This is a genomic window from Flavobacterium sp. AC267 (assembly GCF_979258715.1).
In genome coordinates this window covers 2,799,700-2,822,900 of record NZ_OZ409875.1, presented here as the reverse complement: position 1 = coordinate 2,822,900, position 23,201 = coordinate 2,799,700, and the positions used below count along the sequence as shown (strand labels likewise).

Below are 23,201 nucleotides of genomic sequence, written 5' to 3'. Positions count from 1 at the left end.
ATAAGGGTTGTTTCTATTACAGTACTATTATGAAATTTAAATACCTTACATTTCTATTTTTAACAATTTGTTTGTTTTTTTCATGCAAAGAAAGTGAAACTTCAAAAGCAACAATCAAACAAGATTTACTGATTGATTTAACGAAATTAAATAACGAAATTGTTGATTTTCAAAAACTAGTAACGAGTAATTCTTCCCAAAAAGAAATAGTCGAACAATTCAAAAAATCACGTTTGGTTTATAAAAAAGTCGAATGGGCAATTGAATATTTTATTCCAGAAACAGCCCGATTTATGAATGGTCCTGCTTTGGATGAAATGGAATTAGAAGAAAACAGATCTTTTGAACCACACGGTTTTCAGGTGATGGAAGAAATGATTTATCCAGAATATAATCCAGAAAGCAAAGAAGATTTAATAAGAGAAATAAATATTTTTAAGTCGAATATTGAACAGCTGAAAAGGACTTTTGACGTTATTACCATCAGCGATGATTATGTTTTAGATGCAATTCAGCAAAATGTATTTAGAGTTATAGCTTTAGGAATTACAGGCTTTGACAGCCCTATTTTGCAATCTTCAATTCCAGAAGCTGGACAAAGTTTGGTTGTGATTCCAACATCACTTGAAAAAATTAATGCCAGTAATAAATCATTACAAGTATTAAAAAAATTAACTTCTAAAGCGCAAAAATATTGTCAAGAAAATAGCAATTTCAACGCTTTTAACCGTGCTGTTTTTATTACCGAATATCTGAATCCGATTTCGAAAAACTTAAAAGCTTTTCAAAAAGAAGATCATATTAAGAATGTAAAAAAAAGCAGTCCGCTAAAACCAACTATTGAAACTTTATTCGACCAAGATGCTTTTGATGTAAACGCTTTTGTACTTTCAGAAGAGTATAATTATACAAAAGAAAAAGCCCTTTTGGGAGAAAAATTGTTTTACGACAAAAGCCTTTCTAAAAACAATGACCGAAGCTGTGCGACTTGTCATAATCCAGAAAAAGCTTTTACAGACGGTTTGAAAACAAACCTTTCGCTAACTGGTTCTAACTTAGCCCGAAACACTCCTACTCTAACTTACGCTTCACTGCAAAATGCGCAATTTTGGGATATGCGTCAATTAGATTTAGAAAAACAAAGTGTCGATGTGATCCAGAATAAAGATGAAATGCATGGTTCTATGGAAAATATTCATGCTAAAATTTTATTAGATCAGGATTATATAAAACTATTTAAAAAGGCTTATCCTAAAACCTCTAAAGCTGAAGCATGGCAGATTCAAAATGCTATTGCCAGTTATGTACGCTCTTTAAATTCTTTTGATTCCAGATTTGATGACTATATGCGTGGAAATAAAAATGCCTTAAACAATCAGGAAATTGAAGGAATGAATCTTTTTATGGGAAAAGCAAAATGTACTACTTGTCATTTTACACCTTTATTTAACGGAACGGTTCCGCCAAGTTATTCTAAAACGGAACATGAAGTTATTGGAACTCCAAATGAAGCTTCTGGAAAATCATTGAGTCCAGATCAAGGTCGTTATTTATACAATAAAATGCCGCAGTTAGTAGGTGCTTTTAAAACACCCACTGTTAGAAATGCTTGCAGTTACTGCGCCCTATATGCACAACGGGGTTTTTAAAACTCTAGAAGAAGTGGTTTCTTTCTATAACAAAGGCGGTGGTCAAGGTTTAGGATATGAAGTAGAAAATCAAACTTTACCTTTTGACAAACTGAACTTAACAGTGAAAGAAGAACAAGATCTTGTTGTTTTTATGAAAACACTTACGGATAAAAAATACCAATAAAAACCAGTAATAACTTCCAATTGCAAAAACGCCAGAAATTATTTTTCTGGCGTTTGTTATTTCTTAGTCTATAATCAATCGATACGGAAACACGTTTGATGATCTATTTTTAAGATGCTTCATAAAGCTGTCACACAAATATTCCCATTCTGAATTTGACAAATTTTGTTTTTCTTCCTGATTTGTTTTTATGAAAATATCTACAGTACGGCTAAAACCAGCTTTTACCGAAATTTCTTTTCGCGTTCCCTTTTCAATTGTAATATCGGCTATTGAACTTTTAAAATGATTAAATCCAAAAGCTTTAATGTCTGCAAAAGTTACAATTCTGCCACGAGTCAGCAAGGCATTTCTATAGGCCAGAATTCTGTCTTTATTGTTTTGTTTGTTTAAACCTCCTACTGTATTGGTCATAAGAGTTGCTTCTTTACTTATAAAAGATAAATCTTTGCATTCTAAAACAGTTCCAGCTTTTATATCATTGCCTTCTTCTGCACATGTTGACCAATAATTAATTGAAAATTCTTTCCCAACACTCTCATCACTTTTAGGTTTAATCATTAAGTAAGGATCATTGTTTTGCGAAAAACGGCTTTCTTTTGCCTGTTGTTCTACAGACGCCAGCGACTGATTGATCTCAACCAATGAACTATTCATAAAATCTTTTCCTAATCCGGAGAAAGAAGAGCTTTCATCTTTTAAAACATCTAAAACATTTTGTAATAATTCTGATGCGCTTCTTGAATCAAACCGTGAAACTCCTCCTGTTCGTAAAACCGCGCTTCCTTCTTCGAGCACGCCGTCTTTAAATTCTTTTATCTCATAGTGATTGTTCAAAGGATCAATAACGGACTCTAAATCGTGGAGCTCCCCCAGGGTATGTTGGGTATGAGTCTGGCTGACTTACTAGTAAATAAAATTCGCCAAAAACCATATTCAATAGTTTTATTTGATGAAATTGAAAAAGCACATCCATCTGTTTTTGATGTTTTCCTGCAGATTATGGATGAAGGAAAACTGCATGACCGATTAGGTAAAGAAGGTGACTTCTCAAATGCCATAATTCTTTTTACCTCGAATATTGGAGCAGATCATATTGTCAGCACTTTCACTAATGGAGAAATTCCAACTTCAACTTCCTTAATGGAGATTATGGCAAATTATTTTAGACCTGAGTTTTTAGGACGTTTGACAGAAATTGTACCTTTTGCGCCTATCAGTAAAGAAAATGCTCTAAAAATATTCGAGATTCACCTTAAAAAAGAGTTTACTGATTTATTGAAAAATATCAATATTATAGTCGATATTCCGATGGAATCTAAAGTTTATCTTGCAGAAAATGGATACAATGCTAAATACGGGGCAAGACCAATAAAAAGTATTATTAGAAGCCATTTAAGAAGACCATTAGCTAAAAAAATAATTTCAGGTGAAGTCAAAGATGGCGATACTATTTCGGTTAGTATTGAAAATAATGAAGTAAAATGGACTAAAAAAGAAGTTTTAAATTAAACTACATTAAGTCAAAAAATAAAAAGCGCTAAGAATTATTATTTTTTTAGCGCTTTTTACTTATTATTAATCTAAAACGAGTCCTATTTGGCCATCATCATCCAATTCTGTTTCTACGGGATCATCATCTGATAATTCTGGTTTCTCTGGAACTTCTTCGACTGGTTCTTCATAAGGCAATGGATCTAATAAATTAACTTGTTTTAATTTATCTGTAGTTAATTGATTTCCTAAAGCTTTAAAACCTTTTACGGCTATGAAGTCTTCTACATCAATATGTAAATCTTCTTTTTGAATGCCTTTTACTTACTCAAAAACTAATTGAACAATCTCAAAAACTAAAAAATGTAAACAAAAAAACAAGTATTTTTTTCAGCATTAATTAATGTGATTTATTTGTATTCAAAAACAGAAGAATAAGTAGGTGAGATTTATTTTTATATAAAAAACCAAACACTTCGAATTTTAATGACGAAGAGTTCGGTTTTTTTACATTTAAGTTGTACTAATAAGCAAACTGGCTAGTCTCCGTAGAAATTGATCTTCCAATTTCATAGCTTCTTACCTGTTCTGTTGGGTAATTGTTTGCATCATACTTATAACTATAAGTTGTTGTATTTGTATAAATATCTGCTCCAGTTCCTGAAGTGTAGGTTTCTTTCATTACATTATTTAAAGTTGCTTCATTTAATAATGATTTAAAACCTGTAATATTTTTAAATGGATTATGATTATTATCATATTCATATATAGTCAAATAATTTGAGTCATTATATGACCTTTCTTTTTTTACTAAATTCCCATCTTTAAATGTAAATTTCCCCACCTCTCCATATAATTGCTCAATTCCTGTTGAAATATCAGTTCTAAATTCAGTGTAAGAAACTGTATCATCTGAATTATAAACAAACTTTGTTTTATAAGTATAAAATGTATAAAAATTTCTTCTAGTTAGGCTTATCAACTTATCACCAGAATACTCATAATTAATTATATAATAAATATTCCCATCATTTTCAAACTCTTCCATTTTTGTTATTAGATTCCCTGTGTAAGTGTACCTTTTTACAGAGCCATCTTTTTCTGTAATACTAACTATTTTATTTCCATTGTATACAATATTTTGAATATCTGAGTCCCCATCACTATATACAGTTGTTACTGTTTTCGGTAAAACTGAAGAAGTTGAATTGGATGAATCATCATCTTTTGAACAAGAAGTAAATACTAGTAAACTAGCAACAAATAAATAAAGTAATTTTTTCATGGTTTTTATTTTTCAAATTATTCCTGCAAAGAATATCATAAATCAATAATTACCTCTACTCTATAAGTTTTTAAAGTATCATAATAGGACACATTAGCTAACAAAAAAGTATTGACATAAAAAAAACGCTAAGAAGATTTCTTAGCGTTTTTTACTTATTATTAATCTAAAACGAGTCCTATTTGGCCATCGTCATCTAATTCTGTTTCTACGGGATCATCATCTGATAATTCTGGTTTCTCAGGAATTTCTTCAACGGGTTCTTCATAAGGCAATGGATCTAATAAATTAACTTGTTTTAATTTATCTGTAGTTAATTGATTTCCTAAAGCTTTAAAACCTTTTACGGCTATGAAGTCCTCTACATCAATATGTAAATCTTCTTTTTGAACGCCTTTTACTTTCGCAAATACCAATTGTGCAACCGGACGATAATCTGTCGATACAATTTCTAATTGCGAATTTGGATGGTCTGTTATAAAACTTTCTTCTTTACCTTCATTTTCAACAAGGAAACGTTTTAAGAAATAACGCTCTTTTTCTCCATCAAAATAAATCGCAGAAATTGGTTTTTTAGGTTTCCATTTCTCCAAAATAATCATATCTTCCTCAAAATGAGTCGACAATTCTGGAATAATTACTTTCAATTTACCTGTCTGACTTATCACTAAGATTTTATCACTTGGTTTAAACTCTCCCAGCAATTCTCCTCGCCCGTCAACATTCAAACGTTTTACGGTATCATCAAACCAAACTTTTCTTGGCGGCAAAGTTGAAATTCCTTTTTCTTTTAATTCTATTTTCTTAATTGGATATTTGGTTACCAAATTACCTTTAGAAGCACGGCCTTTAATTGCCAGTTTCGCAAAATCAATATCGAATTTTAGTTTTTTGATTGTTCCTATTTGACGTAATAAAATCGTAACAACCTCAGCTTCTCCATTGGGGTTATGCGAAAAATAAACCACTTGCGAGCCATTTGTTCCGTTTGTCAAATCGTAAGCCTTATCACGCGTTACGCCCGAAACATTAAAACGTTTGATATAAGAAGGGCCTGATTTACCATCACGATACATCATATTGTAAATCGTACGTTTATCGCTCTTATCAAAAACGGCGACATGTATAATATCTTTTCCAATAAATGTTTTGGCATCGACTTTTGTAATCATCATCGTTCCATCTCGCAAAAACACAATTACATCGTCAATGTCAGAACAATCAGCTACGTATTCGTCTTTCTTCAAACTTGTTCCTACGAATCCTTCTTCACGGTTTACAAAAAGTTTTGTGTTACGTAAAACTACTTTTGTAGCTTCAACGTTATCAAAAACACGAAGCTCTGTCTGACGTTCGCGTCCTTTTCCGTATTTCTCTTTTAATTTGGTAAAATAAGCAATTGCAAAATCGGTTAAGTGCTCCAGATTATGCTCTACTTCTTTCATTTCGTCTTCTAATCTTGCAATCAAATCATCGGCTTTATCAGAATCGAAACGCGTAATACGAATCATCGGGATTTGAGTCAAACGCTGTAAATCGTCGTCATTGATTTCTCTAACGAATGATTTTTTGAAAGGCTCAAAACGGTCGTATAAATATTTGTAAAGTGATTCTCTGTCTCCATACAATTTGAAATCAATATACATTTCTTCACGAATGAATATTTTTTCTAAAGTAGAGAAATGCCACTTATTTTTTAATTCTTCTAATTGAATTTCTAATTCCTGACGAAGTAAATCAACTGTTCTGTGAGTCGAAATTTTCAACATTTCAGAAACTCCAATAAACAACGGTTTATTATCTTCAATAACACATCCTAAAGGTGCAACAGAAGTTTCGCAAGCCGTAAAAGCAAACAAGGCATCAATTGTTTTGTCTGGAGAAACACCTGGGAAAAGATGAATTAAAATCTCAACATCGGCCGCAGTATTATCTTCAATTTTCTTGATTTTGATTTTACCTTTATCATTGGCTTTCAAAATACTGTCAATTAAACTCGACGTATTGGTAGAAAACGGAATCTGCGTAATCACCAATGTGTTTTTATCTAATTGCGAAATTTTAGCACGCACACGCACACGTCCGCCGCGAAGTCCGTCATGATAATTCGACACATCGGCGATACCTTGTGTCATGAAATCAGGGTATAATGTAAAAGGTTTTCCTTTTAAAATCTTGATAGAAGCATCTATTAGCTCATTAAAGTTATGAGGAAGTACTTTAGTTGAAAGTCCAACTGCAATACCTTCTGCTCCTTGCGCCAAAAGTAATGGAAATTTTACCGGGAGATTGTTCGGTTCTGCACGACGACCGTCATACGAAACACCCCAATCTGTAATTTTTGGAGAATACAAAACCTCTAAAGCAAATTTAGATAAACGCGCCTCAATATAACGCGAAGTCAGCTGCTCCATCACCTGTTAAGATATTTCCCCAGTTTCCCTGACAGTCAATTAATAAATCTTTCTGGCCAATCTGCACCATAGCATCTCCAATACTCGCATCTCCGTGAGGGTGATACTGCATGGTGTGACCAACAACATTGGCAACTTTATTATAACGACCATCATCCAGCTCTTTTAAAGAGTGCATAATACGACGCTGAACCGGTTTAAATCCGTCCTCGATAGCAGGAACTGCACGTTCCAGAATTACATACGAAGCATAATCCAAAAACCAGTCTTTGTACATTCCGGTTACTTTTGTAATAACGTCCTCGCCTTCTTCTTCCTGATTTTCGTAAAAATGCTGTCCTTCGAAATTCTTTGCATCTACATTTATAATTTCATCTGAATCATCTTGATTTTCATCAAATTGATTTTCATCTGAATTATTCTCGTCGTCGTTTGGAATTATGTTATCGTCTTCTTCGTCTTTCATTTAATTATCTCTAATTATAATTTTATTTGTTTTCGAGCAGTTCTTTTAAAGCTTCAACGCTTGGTAAAACGGTTTTATATTTACTGGCAAATATTTGCTCGTTGTTTTCTGGTAAAGTATATTTTACTACGGCTTCGCTTTTAGTTTGGCAAAGTACAATTCCGATAGTTTTATTTTCATCTTCCAAACGCATTTCTCTGTCATAATAATTCACATACATTTGCATTTGACCTAAATCCTGATGTTTTAATTCGCCAATTTTCAAATCAATAAGAACAAAACATCGTAAGATTCTATTGTAAAAAACTAAGTCAATTCTAAAGTGTTTATCATCAAAAGTAATTCTTTCCTGTCTTGCTACAAAAGTAAAACCATGACCTAATTCTAATAAGAAATGTTCTAGTTTACTAATGATTTCTTCTTCTAACTGAGATTCTGAATATTGATGCAATTCTGGTAATCCTAAAAATTCAAGAATATAAGGATCTTTAGTAATGTCTTTCGGTTTCTCGATAATCTGGCCTTTCTCTGAAAGCTTTAAGATTCCTTCTTTATCTCTGCTTAAAGCCAATCGTATATAAAGTGCCGTATCATATTGACGTTTTAATTCCCGAACACTCCAATTATGTTTTTCAGATTCAATTTTATAGAAACGTCTTTCTTTTTCATCTTCAATTCGCATTAAAAAGACATAATGAGTAAATGTCAATTTAAAAAAGGAAGACAAAGTTTGATAATCTACTTTATTAAATTCCGCAGTCACTGACTGTTTTTTTTGAGATTTGAATTCCGCTGACCCTGTCTGCGCTTTTTGAATTTGTAAAATCCGAGTCAGTGACTCGGAAATTGAGAAAGTCAAATAAAACTTTCTCATATTACTTAAATTATCAACTGAAAATCCTTTACCAAACTCTTTTGTCAACTGCTGAGAAAGACTTTGTAAAAGCTGTTTTCCATATTCAGCTCTATCTTTTCCATTTTGTTCTTCTTCAACAATTATTCTTCCTATTTCAAAATAAGTAATTGTCATGGTTGAATTTACGGTACGTAAAACCTGTTGTCGGGCATTTTGCAATAGCTCGGCAACTTGTTGGAAAATAACTTTATTTTGAAGACCGTCTGACACTATTTATTGTTCTAAAAATTCTTAAACCTCCTCCAATTCATCAATCTCCACTTTCAAATTCTTGATAATAAACTCTTGTCTATCCGGTGTGTTTTTCCCCATGTAGAAAGATAATAATTGCTCAATAGAAGTGCTTTTATCCATCATAACCGGATCAAGACGAATAGTTTCTCCAATAAAGTTCTTGAACTCATCTGGCGAAATCTCTCCCAAACCTTTAAATCGAGTGATTTCTGGTTTTGGCTTTAGTTTTTCGATCGCGTCTTTTCTTTCTTCTTCAGAATAACAATAAATCGTTTCTTTTTTGTTTCTAACCCTGAAAAGTGGCGTTTGTAAAATATATAAATGGCCTTCTTTAATTAATTCTGGGAAAAACTGCAAAAAGAAAGTAATTAAAAGCAAACGAATGTGCATTCCGTCGACATCGGCATCGGTTGCGATTACGATATTGTTGTAACGCAGTTTTTCCAATCCGTCTTCAATATCTAATGCGGCTTGCAGTAAATTAAATTCCTCATTTTCATACACGATTTTTTTAGTCATTCCGTATGAATTCAAAGGCTTACCACGCAAACTGAAAACAGCCTGAGTATTTACGTCACGCGACTTAGTAATTGATCCGGAAGCCGAATCTCCCTCGGTAATAAAAAGCGTACTTTCTAAGTTTCTTGGGTTTTTTGTATCTGGAAGATGCGCTCTGCAGTCTCTTAATTTTTTATTGTGAAGATTGGCTTTTTTAGCACGATCTGTCGCCAGTTTTCTAATTCCCGATAGTTCTTTACGCTCGCGTTCTGCCTGCAAAATTTTACGCAATAAAGCCTCAGCGGTTGTTGGATTTTTGTGCAGGTAATTATCTAACTTGGTTTTGATAAAATCGTTTACAAAAGTACGAACAGAAACCGCTGGCGTTCCGTCATCAGAACCCATATCTGTAGAACCTAATTTGGTTTTGGTCTGAGACTCAAAAACTGGTTCCATAACTTTAATACTTATCGCACTCACAATCGATTTACGAACGTCTGATGCTTCGAAATTCTTATTGTAAAACTCACGAATCGTTTTTACAACAGCTTCACGATAGGTCGCTAAGTGCGTTCCTCCCTGCGTTGTATTTTGACCGTTGACAAAAGAGTGATATTCTTCGCTGTACTGCGTTTTACTATGCGTTAACGCAACCTCGATATCATGTTCTTTTAAGTGGATAATTGGATATTCTAAATCTTCTTCACTGATTGTTTCTTCTAATAAATCACGAAGTCCGTTTTCTGAAAGGTATTTTTCTCCGTTGAAAAGAATAGTCAAACCATTGTTTAGGTAACAATAGTTTTTGACCATTTTGATCACATATTCTAAACGGAATTTATAATTTTTGAAAATTGTTTCATCTGGCGTAAAAGTTACTTTTGTTCCTTTACGTTTTGTAGTATCAATTACATCTTCTTCTGAAACTAAATTTCCCGCAGAAAACTCTGTCGCTTTTTGTTTATCATCACGAACAGATTCTACTCTGAAATAATTCGAAAGCGCATTTACCGCTTTTGTTCCGACACCATTCAAACCAACTGACTTCTGGAAAGCTTTAGAATCGTATTTTCCACTCCGTATTCATTTTCGAAACTACATCGACTACTTTCCCTAACGGAATTCCACGTCCGTAATCACGAACCGAAACCGTTTTATCTTTAATAGTTACTTCAATAGTTTTTCCAGAGCCCATTACGAACTCATCGATACAGTTGTCTAAAACCTCTTTTAATAGAATGTAAATACCATCATCAGGAGAAGAACCGTCTCCTAATTTTCCGATGTACATTCCTGGACGCATACGGATATGCTCTTTCCAATCGAGTGATCGAATATTATCTTCGGTATATTGATTTTGCTCTAGCATAAGGTGAATTGGATTTTTGGCTAATGTACCATTTATCGGTAAAAAATGAAAGCGTATTTTTTTTGTTATGAATAATAACAGTTTAAATTCTATTTAAATTGATTTTAAAATAAAACGAGCGCTAAAATTATAAAAAAACTGCTTTTTCATCAAAAAATACTATTTGATTGCGAGTACTTGTTTTGCCAAAGCAATCATTTCTGGAGTTCCTGTATTTTTATTTTTTTCGTCAGAAAGTTTTACAACACCCTGCCAATGCAGATTATCTGGTTTTGTATCGGTTAATTTAATAACCATATTCATTGCTGGAAGCCCCACATCGTTTGTGAAATTTGTTCCAATTCCGAAAGACATTTTTATTTTATCCTGACAAAAATCAACTATCGTTTTTACTTTATCATAATTGAGCGAATCGGAAAAAACAATGGCTTTTGATTTTGGATCGATTCCCATTTTTACGTAGTGCGAAATTACCTTTTTCGCAAACTCAATTGGGTCACCGCTGTCATGTCGAACGCCATCAAAAAGTTTTGAATATTTTTTATCAAATTGATTGAAAAAGATCTCTGTAGTGTAAGTATCGGTTAAGGCAATTCCGAGATCTCCGCCATACACTTGGGTCCAGTGTTCTAAACTTATGGAATTGGCCATTTTAAAACCGTACTGCGCCGCATGAAACATAAACCATTCATGTGCATGCGTCCCCAAAGGTCTTCTGTTATTAACCATTGCAAAATGCACATTACTAGTTCCTATAAAACTTTCCCCGCCATAGGTTTTCAAAGTTTCATTTACCAATTCGTGTACCTCATAAGAATGACGGCGTCTTGTACCGAATTCTAAAACAGAAACTCCTAATTTATTGTAATTGTCAATTTTATCTTTGGTCAGATTTTTTACATCTTCATCATTTAAACGAATTAAATGATTTGATTTATAAAAAAGTTCCGAAATCAGAGCCATTAAAGGCACTTCCCATAAAATAGTTCTGTACCAAAATCCTTCTACTGTAACTTTAATTTCTGAACCTTCCTGACTAATTTGAACTTCGGACGGATCAAAACTATACCCTTGCAGAAAATCTAAATAAGTCGGATCAAGATAAGGACAATAGTGTGCTAGATAATTTTTCTCTTCTTTTGTTAAACGAAGATCAGCCAAAGCGTCTACAGAATTTCTAAGTAATGCTCGCAAAACCGGCTGGAAAGATATGTTTGTCGCGGTTTATAAATCCGTAACGAACTTTCGCCTTTGGAAAAAGCTTTATTACGGCATGCTTGCATTGTAAATTTGTAGAAATCATTGTCTAAAATAGATTTCAAAAAGGTTGTCTCCATAGCATTATAATTCGATCATTACGTGCTAAGATACGGCAATTAAATCTATTTTTAAATTATTTTGAATGAGACAATACTATTTGTATCCACAAAAATAGTTATGTACTCTCCTACATTATTATCTGCCAGAATTTGAAATTCTAAACCGCCTCGTTTCTCTTTTGGATTTTGAACTTTAACGGGCTGATTCTTTTTATTGAGATAAAAAACCTGATTGGATTTTGAAACATTTTTGATTTCAAAATCAATTTTATCGCCTCTTTTTATTTCAATGATTCCAGAATCTGGACTTTTGATTTTATAATCTTTCTCGATTGTTGTATTGTAAATTAATGGTCCGTTTAAGAAATCTTCTTTGCTTAATTTATTTCCCAAAAAGGAACCTGACTCTGGAAAGTGTTTCGCAAAAAAATAATCAGGATCTGTATCGAAATAAATAGGCGCAAAATCATTAACCATTCTGCCTTTACTGCTGTCATAATACCCCTGACCCCAAGTAACATCTATCAAACGCCATTTTTTATCAATTAAAACCATATTCCATGCATGGTTAGAGGAAGTGTTTTTACGTCCGATATCTCGTAAGGAAGTTTTAGAATCCCCTCTAACTATTTCTGATTTTAATCCTACCAATCCAGCAAGATGCTGATACAAAGCTGTAAAACCTTCACAAACTGCTTTTTTAGAATTAAAAGCTTTCTGAATTAAATCATCATTTAGCTGTTTTATTTTTCGCTGTTTTTCGGCTTCAGAAGAATAACTGAAACCTCGCATTTTAGGCGGATTTAAAAATGCATTGTAATCGTATTTTATATTGAGTGCAATCCAGCTGAAGACAGCGCGTGCGCGTTCGGAATCAGAGTCAAAATCTTTCTCGATTTTATTCGCTAATTTTTCAGTCGTACTGAAGTTTTTAGGATATTTTGCAACAATTTGATCTACTTCGCTAAACTTTTGAGCAAAAGTAAAATTCATAAAAAAGAGATGCAGGAAAAGAAATATAAAAGCAGTTTGGGGTATTCTCATTTTAGAAACAATCTTTAATAATATCTTTTAGTTCTTTGTCTAATTCGGCATTTGAAATTTGATTTTTCTCTAAATCAAAATTTGCATTAAAAGCCGGCGACGAAAACGAAGCTTTAATTTCGGCTCCATATCTTGGTAAAGCATTGCGCGCAATCTCTAAAACAGACGCTCCTCCTCTTGTTCCCGGCGAAGTCGCCATTAACAGCATTGGCTTTTTCTGAAAAACTTCTTTATTAATTCTAGAACTCCAGTCGAATATATTTTTGAAAGCTGTTGAATAATTGTTATTGTTTTCGGCCAAAGAAACTACCAATACATCTGCACTGCCTAATTTATCAAGAAACGCTTTTGCTAGTTCGTGCTGACCTATTTCTTTCTCAGTATCAACACTAAATAAAGGCATTTCAAAATCATTTAAGTCTAAAACCTCAACATCTGTATTTTCGAATAAGCTTGACGCGTAAGTCGCTAAACGTTTATTGATCGAATGCTGGCTGTTACTTCCTCCAAAGGCTACTATTTTCATATTGTGGTATTTTATTGTTTTTAACCATTTAAGTTATAAAAGAACATTAAACTACGTTATCAAAATTCGTTCCGTTCTGATAAGATTAAATTATCTTATATTATTCCTATGGTTTATGCTCATCATTATCGATTTCGTAAATCTCCTTTTGAATCTCAACTGAGTATTCATTAGGATAAATTTTGCCTCCGTAAGATTTTGCATATACTTTAGTAAATTCTGCTCCAAAATACAGAATAATTGCCGAATAATACACCCAAACCAAAATAATTATCACAGATCCCGCAAGACCGTAAACTGAGGCCACAGTAGAACTTCCAAGATAAAAACCAATTGCAAATTTACCAATCATAAAAAGCACGGCTGTAACGCCAGATCCTATAAAAGCATCTTTCCATCTAATTTTTCCGTCTGGAAGCGTTCTAAAAATTATAGCAAAAAGGAGGGTAATACTAGCCAGCACAATTACAACATTTACGATGTAAAATAAATAAACGGTACTCTCTGGAAAATATATTTTTAAGCGCGAGCTAACTAAATCTAAAGTAGTATTAACCAAAAGACTCACCAGCATTAAAAAACCTACAGAAGCAATCATTGAAAAAGACATTAAACGATTCTGAATAAATTTCTTGACGCCTTTATCTGGTTTGGCGCGTAATCCCCAAATAAAATTAATTGAACTTTGTATTTCGGCAAAAACTCCAGAGGCTCCTATTAAAAGCATTACGATTCCAAATACGGTTGCAAACATATTATCGCCAGACAATTGCACATTTTTTATCGCTTCCTGAATTTGACCCGCGACGACTATTACCAACCATTCCATTTATTTGTCCGTACAATTGACCTGTTACCGCATCTTCTCCAAAAAAGAATCCGCAAATAGTAATGATTATAATTAACAAAGGAGGCAATGCGAATATGGTATAGTAAGATAATGCCTGCACTAAGTTTAATAGCATTGTCCTCGTTGAATTCTAAGAAAGTATTCTTTAATAGAAACCATGTTTTTGAGAAGATATTTTTGATTTTCATTTGCTGATTTTTTGAGATAGTCTCAAATTTACGCATAAATCAAAATCTTAAATTCTTGTTTTTTAACCGAATTTTATATTTTTTCCATGTTTTATTTTGTAACCTTTTTATATTCCCGATCGTATCCTAAATCTTTAATTTTAAATATCTTTTTGAACTCGTTTCTTGCTGGTTTTATCAGATAAGAAACAGAATCGAGACTTTTTGCTTTTATTTTGGTTACAGAATCAAGCTTTTTTAAATCTTTGATATCATACAGATCTTTAAACTTCAACACATTTTTATTAATGGAAACAAATTGAATATTCCAAAATATAGAATCTTTTCTACTCAAAATCAATTGTCCGTCGATACGTTTTGCTTTTTCATAAAATGAAAACCTAAATAAAGTATCAATGTGTTTTTGAATTAACTGTACTGAATCTCCTTTATACAGCATATCATATTTATCCTTCGTGTCTTTTAATATTAATTTTCCGTCAACAATATCACATGCGACTTTTAATGAATCTAATGTGAGCTTATGAATTGTGAATTTAAAAAAGGATTCTCGTAAAATTCTATCTTCTTCAATTCTAATATAAGTCGAATCATTACTTACATAAAATCCTCTGAATTTATTTGGAAAACGATCTAATTCAGAATCATTTTCAGGCTGTGGATTTTCAAAATAAAAACTTGCGCATCCTTGTACACATTCTACGGTCGCCTCTGCTTTTTTTGCAAGAAATACTGAATACAATTATCGCTATAATTAAAATTGTCTTTTTCATAACAAGATTATTTATAATGACAAAAAATCCCTTTATCATAAACGGTCCATAAACTTGCTTTTTGGTTTGCCGCTTTTAAGGCGCTGTTAGCCCAAGTATTGCAGGTATAAAAAAGACTGTAACTACCTTTAGCTTCATAAAAAGCATCTTTTTTTCCGTAGCTGTGACCTTCAATCCATTGTGGGTGAATGGGATCGCTGAAACTTTCTGAAATATAATTGACTAATTTTTGATAGTTTTCTTTTGAAATCCATATAAGCTTACAATCCTCACCTTCTTTTAATTGTTTAAAAAATGTAGTATGCATCGCTGATGAACTTACTCCAAATGCGGCTTTTAAAGCTGTGCTTGCTTTTAAATCTGACCATTCTGGCGTATCAAGATAAAAACCTTTGTCGCCCCAGCCGAAAGCTATAAAATTCATTAGCGAATCTTTGGATTGGGTTTGACTGAATTGGATTTCATTTCGCCAGTCTTTAATCTCATTTTTAACAGGAACGACTATATCGGTGTGAACGCCGTTCGAAAGAATATAGATTGGAATCGGCTTTTGCTCTTTTGCAAAATCGATGTTTGAATTAACAGTGATTTTTGAAATCAAAAAAACAGATACTACATAAAGAGCAAGAAAACCGAAGATTCCGAAAAATGTCCAGCCTAGAAATTTGAAAGTTTTTTTCAGCATTTTAATTGGTTGATTTTAGATTAGTAATTGGTTATTTTTCTGTAACCAATTTTTGAGCCAAACTTTTTTCTTATTAAAAATACCACATGGTTTTTTTGTCATTTCGACTGAAAGGAGAAATCACAAACTATACTTGGAAAATTTAAAGAAATCCCCTTTTTAGCATAAAAAAAACTGCTGAATTTCTCCAGCAGTTTAAATCTATTCTCTTTATTCTATACTCTATTCTCTAGAAAAAATTATACATTAAAACGGAAATGCATTACATCACCATCTTTTACCACATATTCTTTTCCTTCTACTTTAAATTTTCCTGCTTCTTTTGCTTTCGCCTCAGAACCGTATTGAACGTAATCTTCGTATGAAATAACTTCTGCACGGATAAATCCTTTTTCGAAATCTGTATGAATAACTCCAGCAGCTTGCGGCACGCAGTTGCTCCAATATTGATCGTCCACGCACGAACTTCTTTTACACCTGCGGTAAAATACGTTTGTTGTTTTAATAATTTATAAGCGAGCACGAATTAAAACAGATGCTCCCGGCTCAGTTAATCCCATATCTTCAAGGAAAACCTGACGCTCTTCGTAGCTTTCTAATTCTGTAATATCTGCCTCTGCTCCTACTGAAAGTATAATTACTTCAGCATCTTCATCTTTTACTAATTCACGAACTTGATCAACATATTTATTTCCGTTTACTGCAGAATTTTCATCAACATTACAAACATATAAAACTGGTTTTGCCGTAATTAATTGAAAAGATTCCATTAAAACTTCTTCATCATTACCTTGAGGAGTAATCGTACGAGCCGATTTCGCCTGCAATAATGCTTCTCTAATTCTGTCTAAAAGCGCTTTTTCAGTCTGCGCTTCTTTATTCCCCGTTTTAGCGAGCACGATTTACTTTTTCCAAACGTTTTTCAACAGTTTCTAAATCTTTTAGCTGTAACTCGATATCAATCGTTTCTTTGTCACGAATTGGGTTTACATTTCCGTCAACGTGAACAATATTGTCATTGTCAAAACAACGTAAAACGTGAATAATAGCATTACACTCTCTAATGTTTCCTAAAAACTGGTTTCCAAGACCTTCTCCTTTACTTGCTCCTTTTACTAAACCTGCAATATCTACAATATCTACAGTAGCCATTTGAACGCGTTCTGGTTTTACCAATTCTTCCAATTTGTTGATTCTTGGATCTGGAACGTTTACAACACCAATATTAGGTTCGATTGTACAAAATGGAAAGTTGGCACTTTGCGCTTTTGCATTAGATAAACAATTAAATAATGTTGATTTTCCAACATTTGGTAATCCTACAATTCCTGCTTTCATCTGTTTGTTTCTATATTACTATACACTAAACCTTGTAATTTAATGTATTATGATTTACTGTTTCTGCCAAAATGATATTTTTTGGCTTTAAAATTTTGCAAATATAAGATTTAATAGCTCTTGCGCGAACTAAAATTGTCCATTAATATAATTTTAAAGCTATTCTTGAAAATTTTTAAACATTTTATTAAGATTTTGTTAAAATGCATTACTTTTATAAAACTAATCAATAAAAACAAATCAATAAACCAATTACCATGAAAAAGATTGCATTATTTTTATTTCTGCTGAATTCAGCATTCCTCTTTGCGCAAAAAGAGGTCTCGGGTGTTGTAAAAGACAAATCTGGCGCACCGCTTCCTGGTGTAAATATTGTTGAAAAAGGAACATCGAATGGAGTTTCTACTGATTTTGAAGGTAGTTTTAAAATAAATGTAAAAGAAGGAGCAACATTAATTTTTAGTTATGTTGGATTCTCAACGGTTGAAAAAACAACTTCTAACGGCAAAATAGAAGTGGTTTTAGGAGAAAGCGACGGTCAGGTTTTAAATGATGTTGTAGTCGTGGGATCTAGAAATGCAAAAAGAACGGTTGTAAATTCGGCTGTTCCTATTGATGTAATTAACGTAAAAGATGTGACGACGCAAAGTGGAAAAATTGAAATTAATCAGTTACTGCAATATGTAGCGCCTTCGTTTAATGCCAATAAACAATCTGGTTCTGATGGTGCCGATCACGTTGATCCTGCTTCTTTAAGAGGTATGGGACCAGATCAGACTTTGGTTTTGATTAACGGAAAAAGAAGACATCAATCTTCGTTAATCAATTTATTTGGAACACGTGGTACGCGGTAATACTGGAACCGATTTGAATGCAATTCCTGCCGCTTCTATTAAAAGAATTGAAATTCTTCGTGACGGAGCTTCTGCACAATATGGATCTGATGCCATTGCGGGAGTTATTAATATTGTAACCAATGACAATGTAGACGAATTAACAGGATCTATAACGTATGGTGTATTTAACACACACGCAAAAGGTGATTTTCTTGAAGGAACTCCAAATACAAAAGGCTATCGATTGGATAAAAATGGAAATGGAAATTCATACGGAAAAGATCAGGATTTTGACGGAGGTTCTGTAAGAGTTGCTTGCAAACTACGGAACTAAAATTGGAAGCAAAGGTGGTTACGTAAATGTTACAGGAGAATTTTTAAACAAAAACAAAACGCTAAGACCTTCATATGATTTTAGAAAAGGTTTTGGCGATGCTGAAATGCAAGGCGTAAATTTATTTGCAAATCTTGCGATTCCAATTTCAGACAAAACAGAATTTTATGCTTTTGGAGGAAGTAATTTTAGAGATACAGATGCTTATGCTTTTACCCGAAATGATGGCGAAAGAGTTGTAGAATCTGTTTACCCAGGCGGTTATACGCCAAGAATTACTTCTAAAATTAATGATAATTCAGTTGTTGCGGGAATTAGAACAGAAACTTCTGGCGGATGGAAATTTGACTTGAGTAATACTTTTGGTAAAAATAAATTTCAATACGATATTAAAGGAACTATAAATGCTTCTCTTGAAGAAAATTCTCCACTTGAGTTTGATGCAGGAGGGCACAGCTTACTTCAAAACACAACTAATTTTGACATTTCAAAAAACTATGGAGATGTTTTAAGCGGTTTAAACATTGCTTTTGGAACGGAATTTAGAGTAGAAAAATTCGAAATTTTTGCTGGTGAAGAAGGTTCATATACTACTTATGATACTAATGGACAGCCAATAACTGATCCTACTACACAAAGCGCTCCAATTGATCCTATTTCTGGAGAACCAAGACCTGGAAGTTCTCAAGGTTTCCCAGGATACAGTCCGCTAAATGAAGTTAATAAAGATCGTACCAACTTCTCTCTTTATGCTGATGCCGAATTAGATGTTACAGACGCTTTAATGTTCAGCGGTGCAGTTCGTTTTGAAAATTATAGTGACTTTGGAAGTACTGTAAACGGAAAATTAGCTTCAAGACTTAAAATTACAGATCATATTAATGCAAGAGGATCTGTTAGTACAGGTTTCCGTGCTCCCTCTTTAGCTCAGGTTTATTATAATTTACGTTTTACCAATTTCAATGCAAGCGGTGCAACAGAAGTTTTATTGGCTCCAAATGACAGTCCTGTTACAAGAGCTTTTGGAATTGATAAATTGAATGAGGAAAAAGCTGTAAACGCTTCTTTAGGTTTCACAGCATCGTTTGGTGATTTCACTGCAACAATTGACGGATATTATATTCAGGTAAAAGATCGTATCGTTCTTACGGGATATTTTGATGCGAGCGCATTAAATCTTGGTGTTTCTGAAGCTCAATTTTTTGCCAATGGTGTTGACACCAGCACGCACGGTTTAGATATTGTTTTCTCTTGGAAGAAAAAATTTGATTTTGGTCAATTTGGCGCTACTTTGGTTGGAAACATTAACGACATGAAAATTGACAAGGTTAAAAATGGTTCTCTGGATGAAGCCACTTTCTTTGGAAAACGCGAGAAAGCTTTCTTATTGGCTTCTGCTCCAGATAATAAATTTGGTTTAAACCTAACTTACAATAAAAATAAATTTGATGCTGGATTGGCTTTTACACGTTTTAGCAAAGTGGTTTTAGTTGACTACGCAGACGAAGACGATGTTTACAATCCGAGATTGATTACCGACTTAACAATTGGATATCAATTTACTAAAAGTTTAAAATTGACTGTAGGAAGCAACAATTTATTTAATGTTTACCCAACGAAACAAGACGAGCAAGGAAATACTGAAGCAGGAGGTTATTGGGATGCTGTACAAATGGGTTTCAGCGGTGCTTATTACTACGCAAGACTTGGGTTTAATTTTTAATATACAAAAGCTTCAAATCCGCTCAGCCTGACAATGCATTATCAACAGTTTATAAACGAAAAATCCTGAACAATTAAGTTCAGGATTTTTTTTCTGCTTATATAATTACAATTTAAATTCTAACGAGGCAATAATCGCTTTTTCTTCATCGGTAGCGGTAAAACCAGAAATATCCCAATAATTCGTCAGGATTTTATTTCTCTTATTAAAAAGCGATTTTTCTTTAAAAACATCACTTTCGCTATAAGTGAAATTTTGTTTATTGAATTCCGTAGTGACAAAACTATTTCGGACTTGAATATTTTTAGGTTTATCTTTTAAAACAACCCTATAACCTATTTCTTCGTTAGAACTTAGCAGATAATAATCGGTTCCGTCACAGCGATAATTTACTTTTACAAATGATTTAGTGATATTTTTATCGCCTGTACCTGTTTTATCTTCAATTTTATCGAGACTCGCCGGAGTAACTGAAATCGTAAATTCTAAAATTATTTTCTTTATCGGATCATAAATTATTTCAAAATTATCTATCGCTTCCTTAGCTTTATCCAACGGACTAACCGACATCACATAATACTCTTTATTCTTAGAATGTCCTTTAACCGTAAAATCATATTCTTTCTTTGACTTAGAATCCAACAGCGGATCAAAATATTTAAAACTTGAATAATTTTCCATGATATTATTCAAATTATATCCCATCAAATCAGTGCTGACATCTGTAGTATCCAATAATCCGTACGAACGGTTTTGCTCTACCAGCAAAGTAGTTGAATTATTTTTATTGAATTGAAAATTAACCAATCCGTCATTATAATACGAATACTGGTTATCGAGCATAAAAAACTCTCTAACATATACTTTTAAACGGTGGGAGACGCTTATTTTTTGTTTCGAATTTGCAACTATTTTCTGAAGTGTTTTTTGAAGATTTTCATTTGAAACGACAACTTCGTCTAAGTTTTCTTTTTTGTTTTTTAGATAAACTACAAACTCATTTTCTTTTAATGAAGCCCAGCGTATTGTCAGATCTTCATAATTCATTTCTGAAACCTGAACATTCGAACCATGCGCTCAAAACAAAAGTAACCTTACCATCTTCGTTAGTCATTAAAACTTGCTTTGTTTTTAAGATAACGACAGTTGCATTTTCGATAGGCTCCAATGTTTCGATATCTCTAACAATTATGGAATACTCTTCGCTTTGTGCAAAAACGCTTACAGTACTGAGTAAAACGACAAATAAAAGTAGCAATCTATTCATAGGCGTTATTAATTTTTCAACTAAAGTATTAATTTTTTAACAATTACGCAACACATGAAAAATAAAACATTAGTTATCAATACACTAACTTTTAAAAATACCTGATATCAGGGTAAAAAAAAATCCTGAGTTTTATGGACTCAGGATTACTATTTGTTTATTTTTTTGAATACTTATTCTCCGTGTAAAAACGCTTGTCTTTCTAATAAAGTTTCTTCGTCTTCTACGTGATCGTCATCTGGCACACAACAGTCAACTGGGCAAACAGCGACACATTGAGGCTCATCGTGGAAACCTTTACATTCTGTACATTTTCCTGGCACGATATAATAAACCTCGTCAGAGATTGGAGTTTGTGCATCTTCTGCATCAACTTCAGTTCCATCAGGTAAAACTATTTTTCCCTTAAGGCTTGTTCCATCTTTATATCTCCAGTCATCTGCTCCTTCATATATTGCTGTATTTGGGCACTCAGGTTCACAAGCCCCGCAATTAATACATTCGTCAGTTATAATTATTGCCATTTGTTTTAGTCTTAAAGTTAAAAGTCTTAAAGTTATAAAGTCAAACAAACAAAAAGACATTTTCCTTTGACTTGATGACTTTCGACTTAATTATGCTTATTTTTGTGCAAAATTACAATCAAAACAATTCATAAACAAACATTATGACATTAGAAACAAAAAAAAGTGTTTTTGTTGAATTAGGAAAATTTTTAAGTCAGTTTTCTGAAGGTCACTCCATGAAAAAATCTGACGTTTTATATAATGACATCTTTTTTGATGATTTTGAAAAACTTATACATTTATCACAATCGCATAATGGATGGTATACACCTGAACAGGTTTATTTTGCTATTCAATCCTGGGCAGAAGCTTTAACAGAAGAAAACCTTGAAAAATGGCTTTCTCAATACGAAGCGGCATTTGGTCAAAGCGAGAAAAAAGAAAAAACTGTTGCTTTAATATTAGCTGGAAATATTCCGATGGTAGGTTTCCATGATTTTTTGTCTGTTTTAATTACTGGCAACAAAGCTTTAATTAAAACATCATCCAATGATCAGCATTTATTGCCATTTTTAGCCAAATATTTAATTGCTGTTGATGAAAATTTAAAAGATAAAATCACTTTCGTGGAAGGAAAACTGGAAAATTTCGATACAGTAATTGCCACAGGAAGCAATAATACGGCTCGTTACTTTGAATATTATTTTAAAGACAAACCTTCAATCATTCGTAAAAACCGAAATTCTGCGACCATTTTAACTGGAAACGAAACCCATGAAGAATTGGAAGAATTAGGCGAAGACATTTTTAGATATTTTGGTTTAGGATGCCGAAATGTTTCTAAGCTTTTTGTTCCAAAAGGTTATTCATTTGATGCTTTTTTTCAAGCTATTTTTAAATATCAGGATGTTATTCACTATGAAAAATATGCTAATAATTACGATTACAACAAAGCCGTTTTTTTAATGAGTAATTTCAAATTATTAGACAACGGATTTTTAACACTGAAAGAAGATTCAAGCTATGCCTCTCCTATTTCGAGCGTTTTCTATGAATATTATGAAAGCCTTGAGGATCTTCAAAAACGTCTTACAACCGATTCAGAGCAAATTCAATGCATTGTCAGCGACAATTTAAGTCCAGAAAGTATAACATTCGGAGAAACGCAAAAACCGCAATTGTGGGATTACGCAGATAATGTCGATACTATAACGTTTTTGTTAACAACAAAGTAATAAAATGTTTAATTATTTCGAATATTTTAACGCTTTTTCGTCTCTTATTACCGAAATTTGCGTCTTTAAAATTTTCGACTATTAAC

15 protein-coding genes and 8 pseudogenes are annotated in these 23,201 nt (G+C 32.9%); 5 read left to right on the top strand and 18 right to left on the bottom strand.

Annotation, left to right across the window (positions count from 1 at the left end; genetic code table 11):
• Positions 1-29: 29 nt before the first annotated feature.
• Together ACZZ95_RS14770 and ACZZ95_RS14765 are read left to right on the top strand one after the other, a co-directional pair.
• Positions 30-1,649 carry a cytochrome-c peroxidase gene (locus tag ACZZ95_RS14770; RefSeq protein ID WP_463469626.1) on the top strand — a complete coding sequence of 540 codons (1,620 nt, stop codon included), beginning with the start codon at positions 30-32 and terminating at the stop codon, positions 1,647-1,649.
• Positions 1,606-1,815 carry a hypothetical protein gene (locus ACZZ95_RS14765; protein WP_463469625.1) on the top strand — a complete coding sequence of 70 codons (210 nt, stop codon included), beginning with the start codon at positions 1,606-1,608 and terminating at the stop codon, positions 1,813-1,815. Before ACZZ95_RS14770 ends, ACZZ95_RS14765 begins: the two co-directional genes overlap by 44 nt.
• 63 nt (positions 1,816-1,878) lie before the next feature.
• On the opposite strand, the gene ACZZ95_RS14760 is transcribed toward ACZZ95_RS14765, so the two are convergent.
• Positions 1,879-2,652 (bottom strand): hypothetical protein, encoded by a 774-nt coding sequence (locus ACZZ95_RS14760; protein WP_463471800.1) that lies wholly within the window; start codon positions 2,650-2,652, stop codon positions 1,879-1,881.
• A 26-nt stretch (positions 2,653-2,678) separates the two neighbouring features.
• Here ACZZ95_RS14760 and ACZZ95_RS14755 point away from each other — a divergent pair.
• Positions 2,679-3,327 (top strand): annotated as a pseudogene (locus ACZZ95_RS14755) (AAA family ATPase); the annotation flags it as partial.
• Positions 3,328-3,393: 66 nt separating this feature from the next.
• On the opposite strand, the pseudogene ACZZ95_RS14750 reads toward ACZZ95_RS14755, so the two are convergent.
• The 14 genes and pseudogenes from ACZZ95_RS14750 to ACZZ95_RS14685 form a co-directional block, all read right to left on the bottom strand.
• A pseudogene (locus ACZZ95_RS14750) lies at positions 3,394-3,633 on the bottom strand (hypothetical protein); the annotation flags it as partial.
• Positions 3,634-3,832: 199 nt separating this feature from the next.
• The gene (locus tag ACZZ95_RS14745; protein ID WP_463469624.1) at positions 3,833-4,594 is read right to left on the bottom strand and encodes a hypothetical protein; all 762 of its coding nucleotides are present in this window, start codon (positions 4,592-4,594) and stop codon (positions 3,833-3,835) included.
• A 161-nt stretch (positions 4,595-4,755) separates the two neighbouring features.
• Positions 4,756-7,008 (bottom strand): DNA gyrase/topoisomerase IV subunit A, encoded by a 2,253-nt coding sequence (locus ACZZ95_RS14740; RefSeq protein WP_463469623.1) that lies wholly within the window; start codon positions 7,006-7,008, stop codon positions 4,756-4,758.
• Positions 6,980-7,474: a DNA gyrase subunit A gene (locus ACZZ95_RS14735; RefSeq protein WP_463469622.1), complete on the bottom strand. Its 495-nt coding sequence runs from the start codon at positions 7,472-7,474 to the stop codon at positions 6,980-6,982. The genes ACZZ95_RS14740 and ACZZ95_RS14735 overlap by 29 nt, the downstream gene beginning before the upstream one ends.
• A gap of 22 nt (positions 7,475-7,496) precedes the next feature.
• Positions 7,497-8,600 (bottom strand): PDDEXK nuclease domain-containing protein, encoded by a 1,104-nt coding sequence (locus ACZZ95_RS14730; protein WP_463469621.1) that lies wholly within the window; start codon positions 8,598-8,600, stop codon positions 7,497-7,499.
• A 21-nt stretch (positions 8,601-8,621) separates the two neighbouring features.
• A pseudogene (locus tag ACZZ95_RS14725) lies at positions 8,622-10,491 on the bottom strand (DNA topoisomerase IV subunit B).
• A gap of 159 nt (positions 10,492-10,650) precedes the next feature.
• A pseudogene (gene pncB / locus ACZZ95_RS14720) lies at positions 10,651-11,828 on the bottom strand (nicotinate phosphoribosyltransferase).
• Between the two features lie 51 nt (positions 11,829-11,879).
• A complete protein-coding gene (locus ACZZ95_RS14715; protein WP_463469620.1) occupies positions 11,880-12,803 on the bottom strand; it encodes a transglutaminase domain-containing protein in 924 nt (307 codons plus the stop codon).
• 52 nt (positions 12,804-12,855) lie between these two features.
• On the bottom strand, positions 12,856-13,380 hold the full coding sequence (locus tag ACZZ95_RS14710; protein ID WP_463469619.1) for an NADPH-dependent FMN reductase: 525 nt from the start codon (positions 13,378-13,380) through the stop codon (positions 12,856-12,858).
• Between the two features lie 106 nt (positions 13,381-13,486).
• Positions 13,487-14,418 (bottom strand): annotated as a pseudogene (locus tag ACZZ95_RS14705) (YihY/virulence factor BrkB family protein).
• Positions 14,419-14,509: 91 nt separating this feature from the next.
• Positions 14,510-15,160 carry a hypothetical protein gene (locus ACZZ95_RS14700; RefSeq protein ID WP_463469618.1) on the bottom strand — a complete coding sequence of 217 codons (651 nt, stop codon included), beginning with the start codon at positions 15,158-15,160 and terminating at the stop codon, positions 14,510-14,512.
• Positions 15,161-15,198: 38 nt separating this feature from the next.
• Positions 15,199-15,876, bottom strand: coding sequence for a TIGR02117 family protein (locus tag ACZZ95_RS14695; RefSeq protein ID WP_463469616.1), 678 nt, complete (start codon positions 15,874-15,876; stop codon positions 15,199-15,201).
• Between the two features lie 239 nt (positions 15,877-16,115).
• Positions 16,116-16,634, bottom strand: a pseudogene (locus ACZZ95_RS14690) (DUF933 domain-containing protein); the annotation flags it as partial.
• 86 nt (positions 16,635-16,720) lie between these two features.
• Positions 16,721-17,214: pseudogene (locus ACZZ95_RS14685) on the bottom strand (GTPase); the annotation flags it as partial.
• 257 nt (positions 17,215-17,471) lie between these two features.
• Between ACZZ95_RS14685 and ACZZ95_RS14680 the strand changes: the two are divergent.
• Positions 17,472-20,107 (top strand): annotated as a pseudogene (locus ACZZ95_RS14680) (TonB-dependent receptor).
• Between the two features lie 105 nt (positions 20,108-20,212).
• Here the strand turns inward: ACZZ95_RS14680 and ACZZ95_RS14675 are convergent.
• From ACZZ95_RS14675 to ACZZ95_RS14665, 3 genes are all read right to left on the bottom strand, one after another.
• On the bottom strand, positions 20,213-21,154 hold the full coding sequence (locus ACZZ95_RS14675; RefSeq protein WP_463469615.1) for a hypothetical protein: 942 nt from the start codon (positions 21,152-21,154) through the stop codon (positions 20,213-20,215).
• Positions 21,144-21,374 (bottom strand): hypothetical protein, encoded by a 231-nt coding sequence (locus tag ACZZ95_RS14670; RefSeq protein ID WP_463469613.1) that lies wholly within the window; start codon positions 21,372-21,374, stop codon positions 21,144-21,146. The genes ACZZ95_RS14675 and ACZZ95_RS14670 overlap by 11 nt, the downstream gene beginning before the upstream one ends.
• 173 nt (positions 21,375-21,547) lie before the next feature.
• Positions 21,548-21,898, bottom strand: coding sequence for a 4Fe-4S dicluster domain-containing protein (locus tag ACZZ95_RS14665; RefSeq protein ID WP_463469611.1), 351 nt, complete (start codon positions 21,896-21,898; stop codon positions 21,548-21,550).
• A 143-nt stretch (positions 21,899-22,041) separates the two neighbouring features.
• Here ACZZ95_RS14665 and ACZZ95_RS14660 point away from each other — a divergent pair, with 143 nt between their 5' ends.
• The gene (locus ACZZ95_RS14660) at positions 22,042-23,115 is read left to right on the top strand and encodes an acyl-CoA reductase (protein ID WP_463469610.1); all 1,074 of its coding nucleotides are present in this window, start codon (positions 22,042-22,044) and stop codon (positions 23,113-23,115) included.
• The last annotated feature ends 86 nt before the right edge of the window (positions 23,116-23,201 follow it).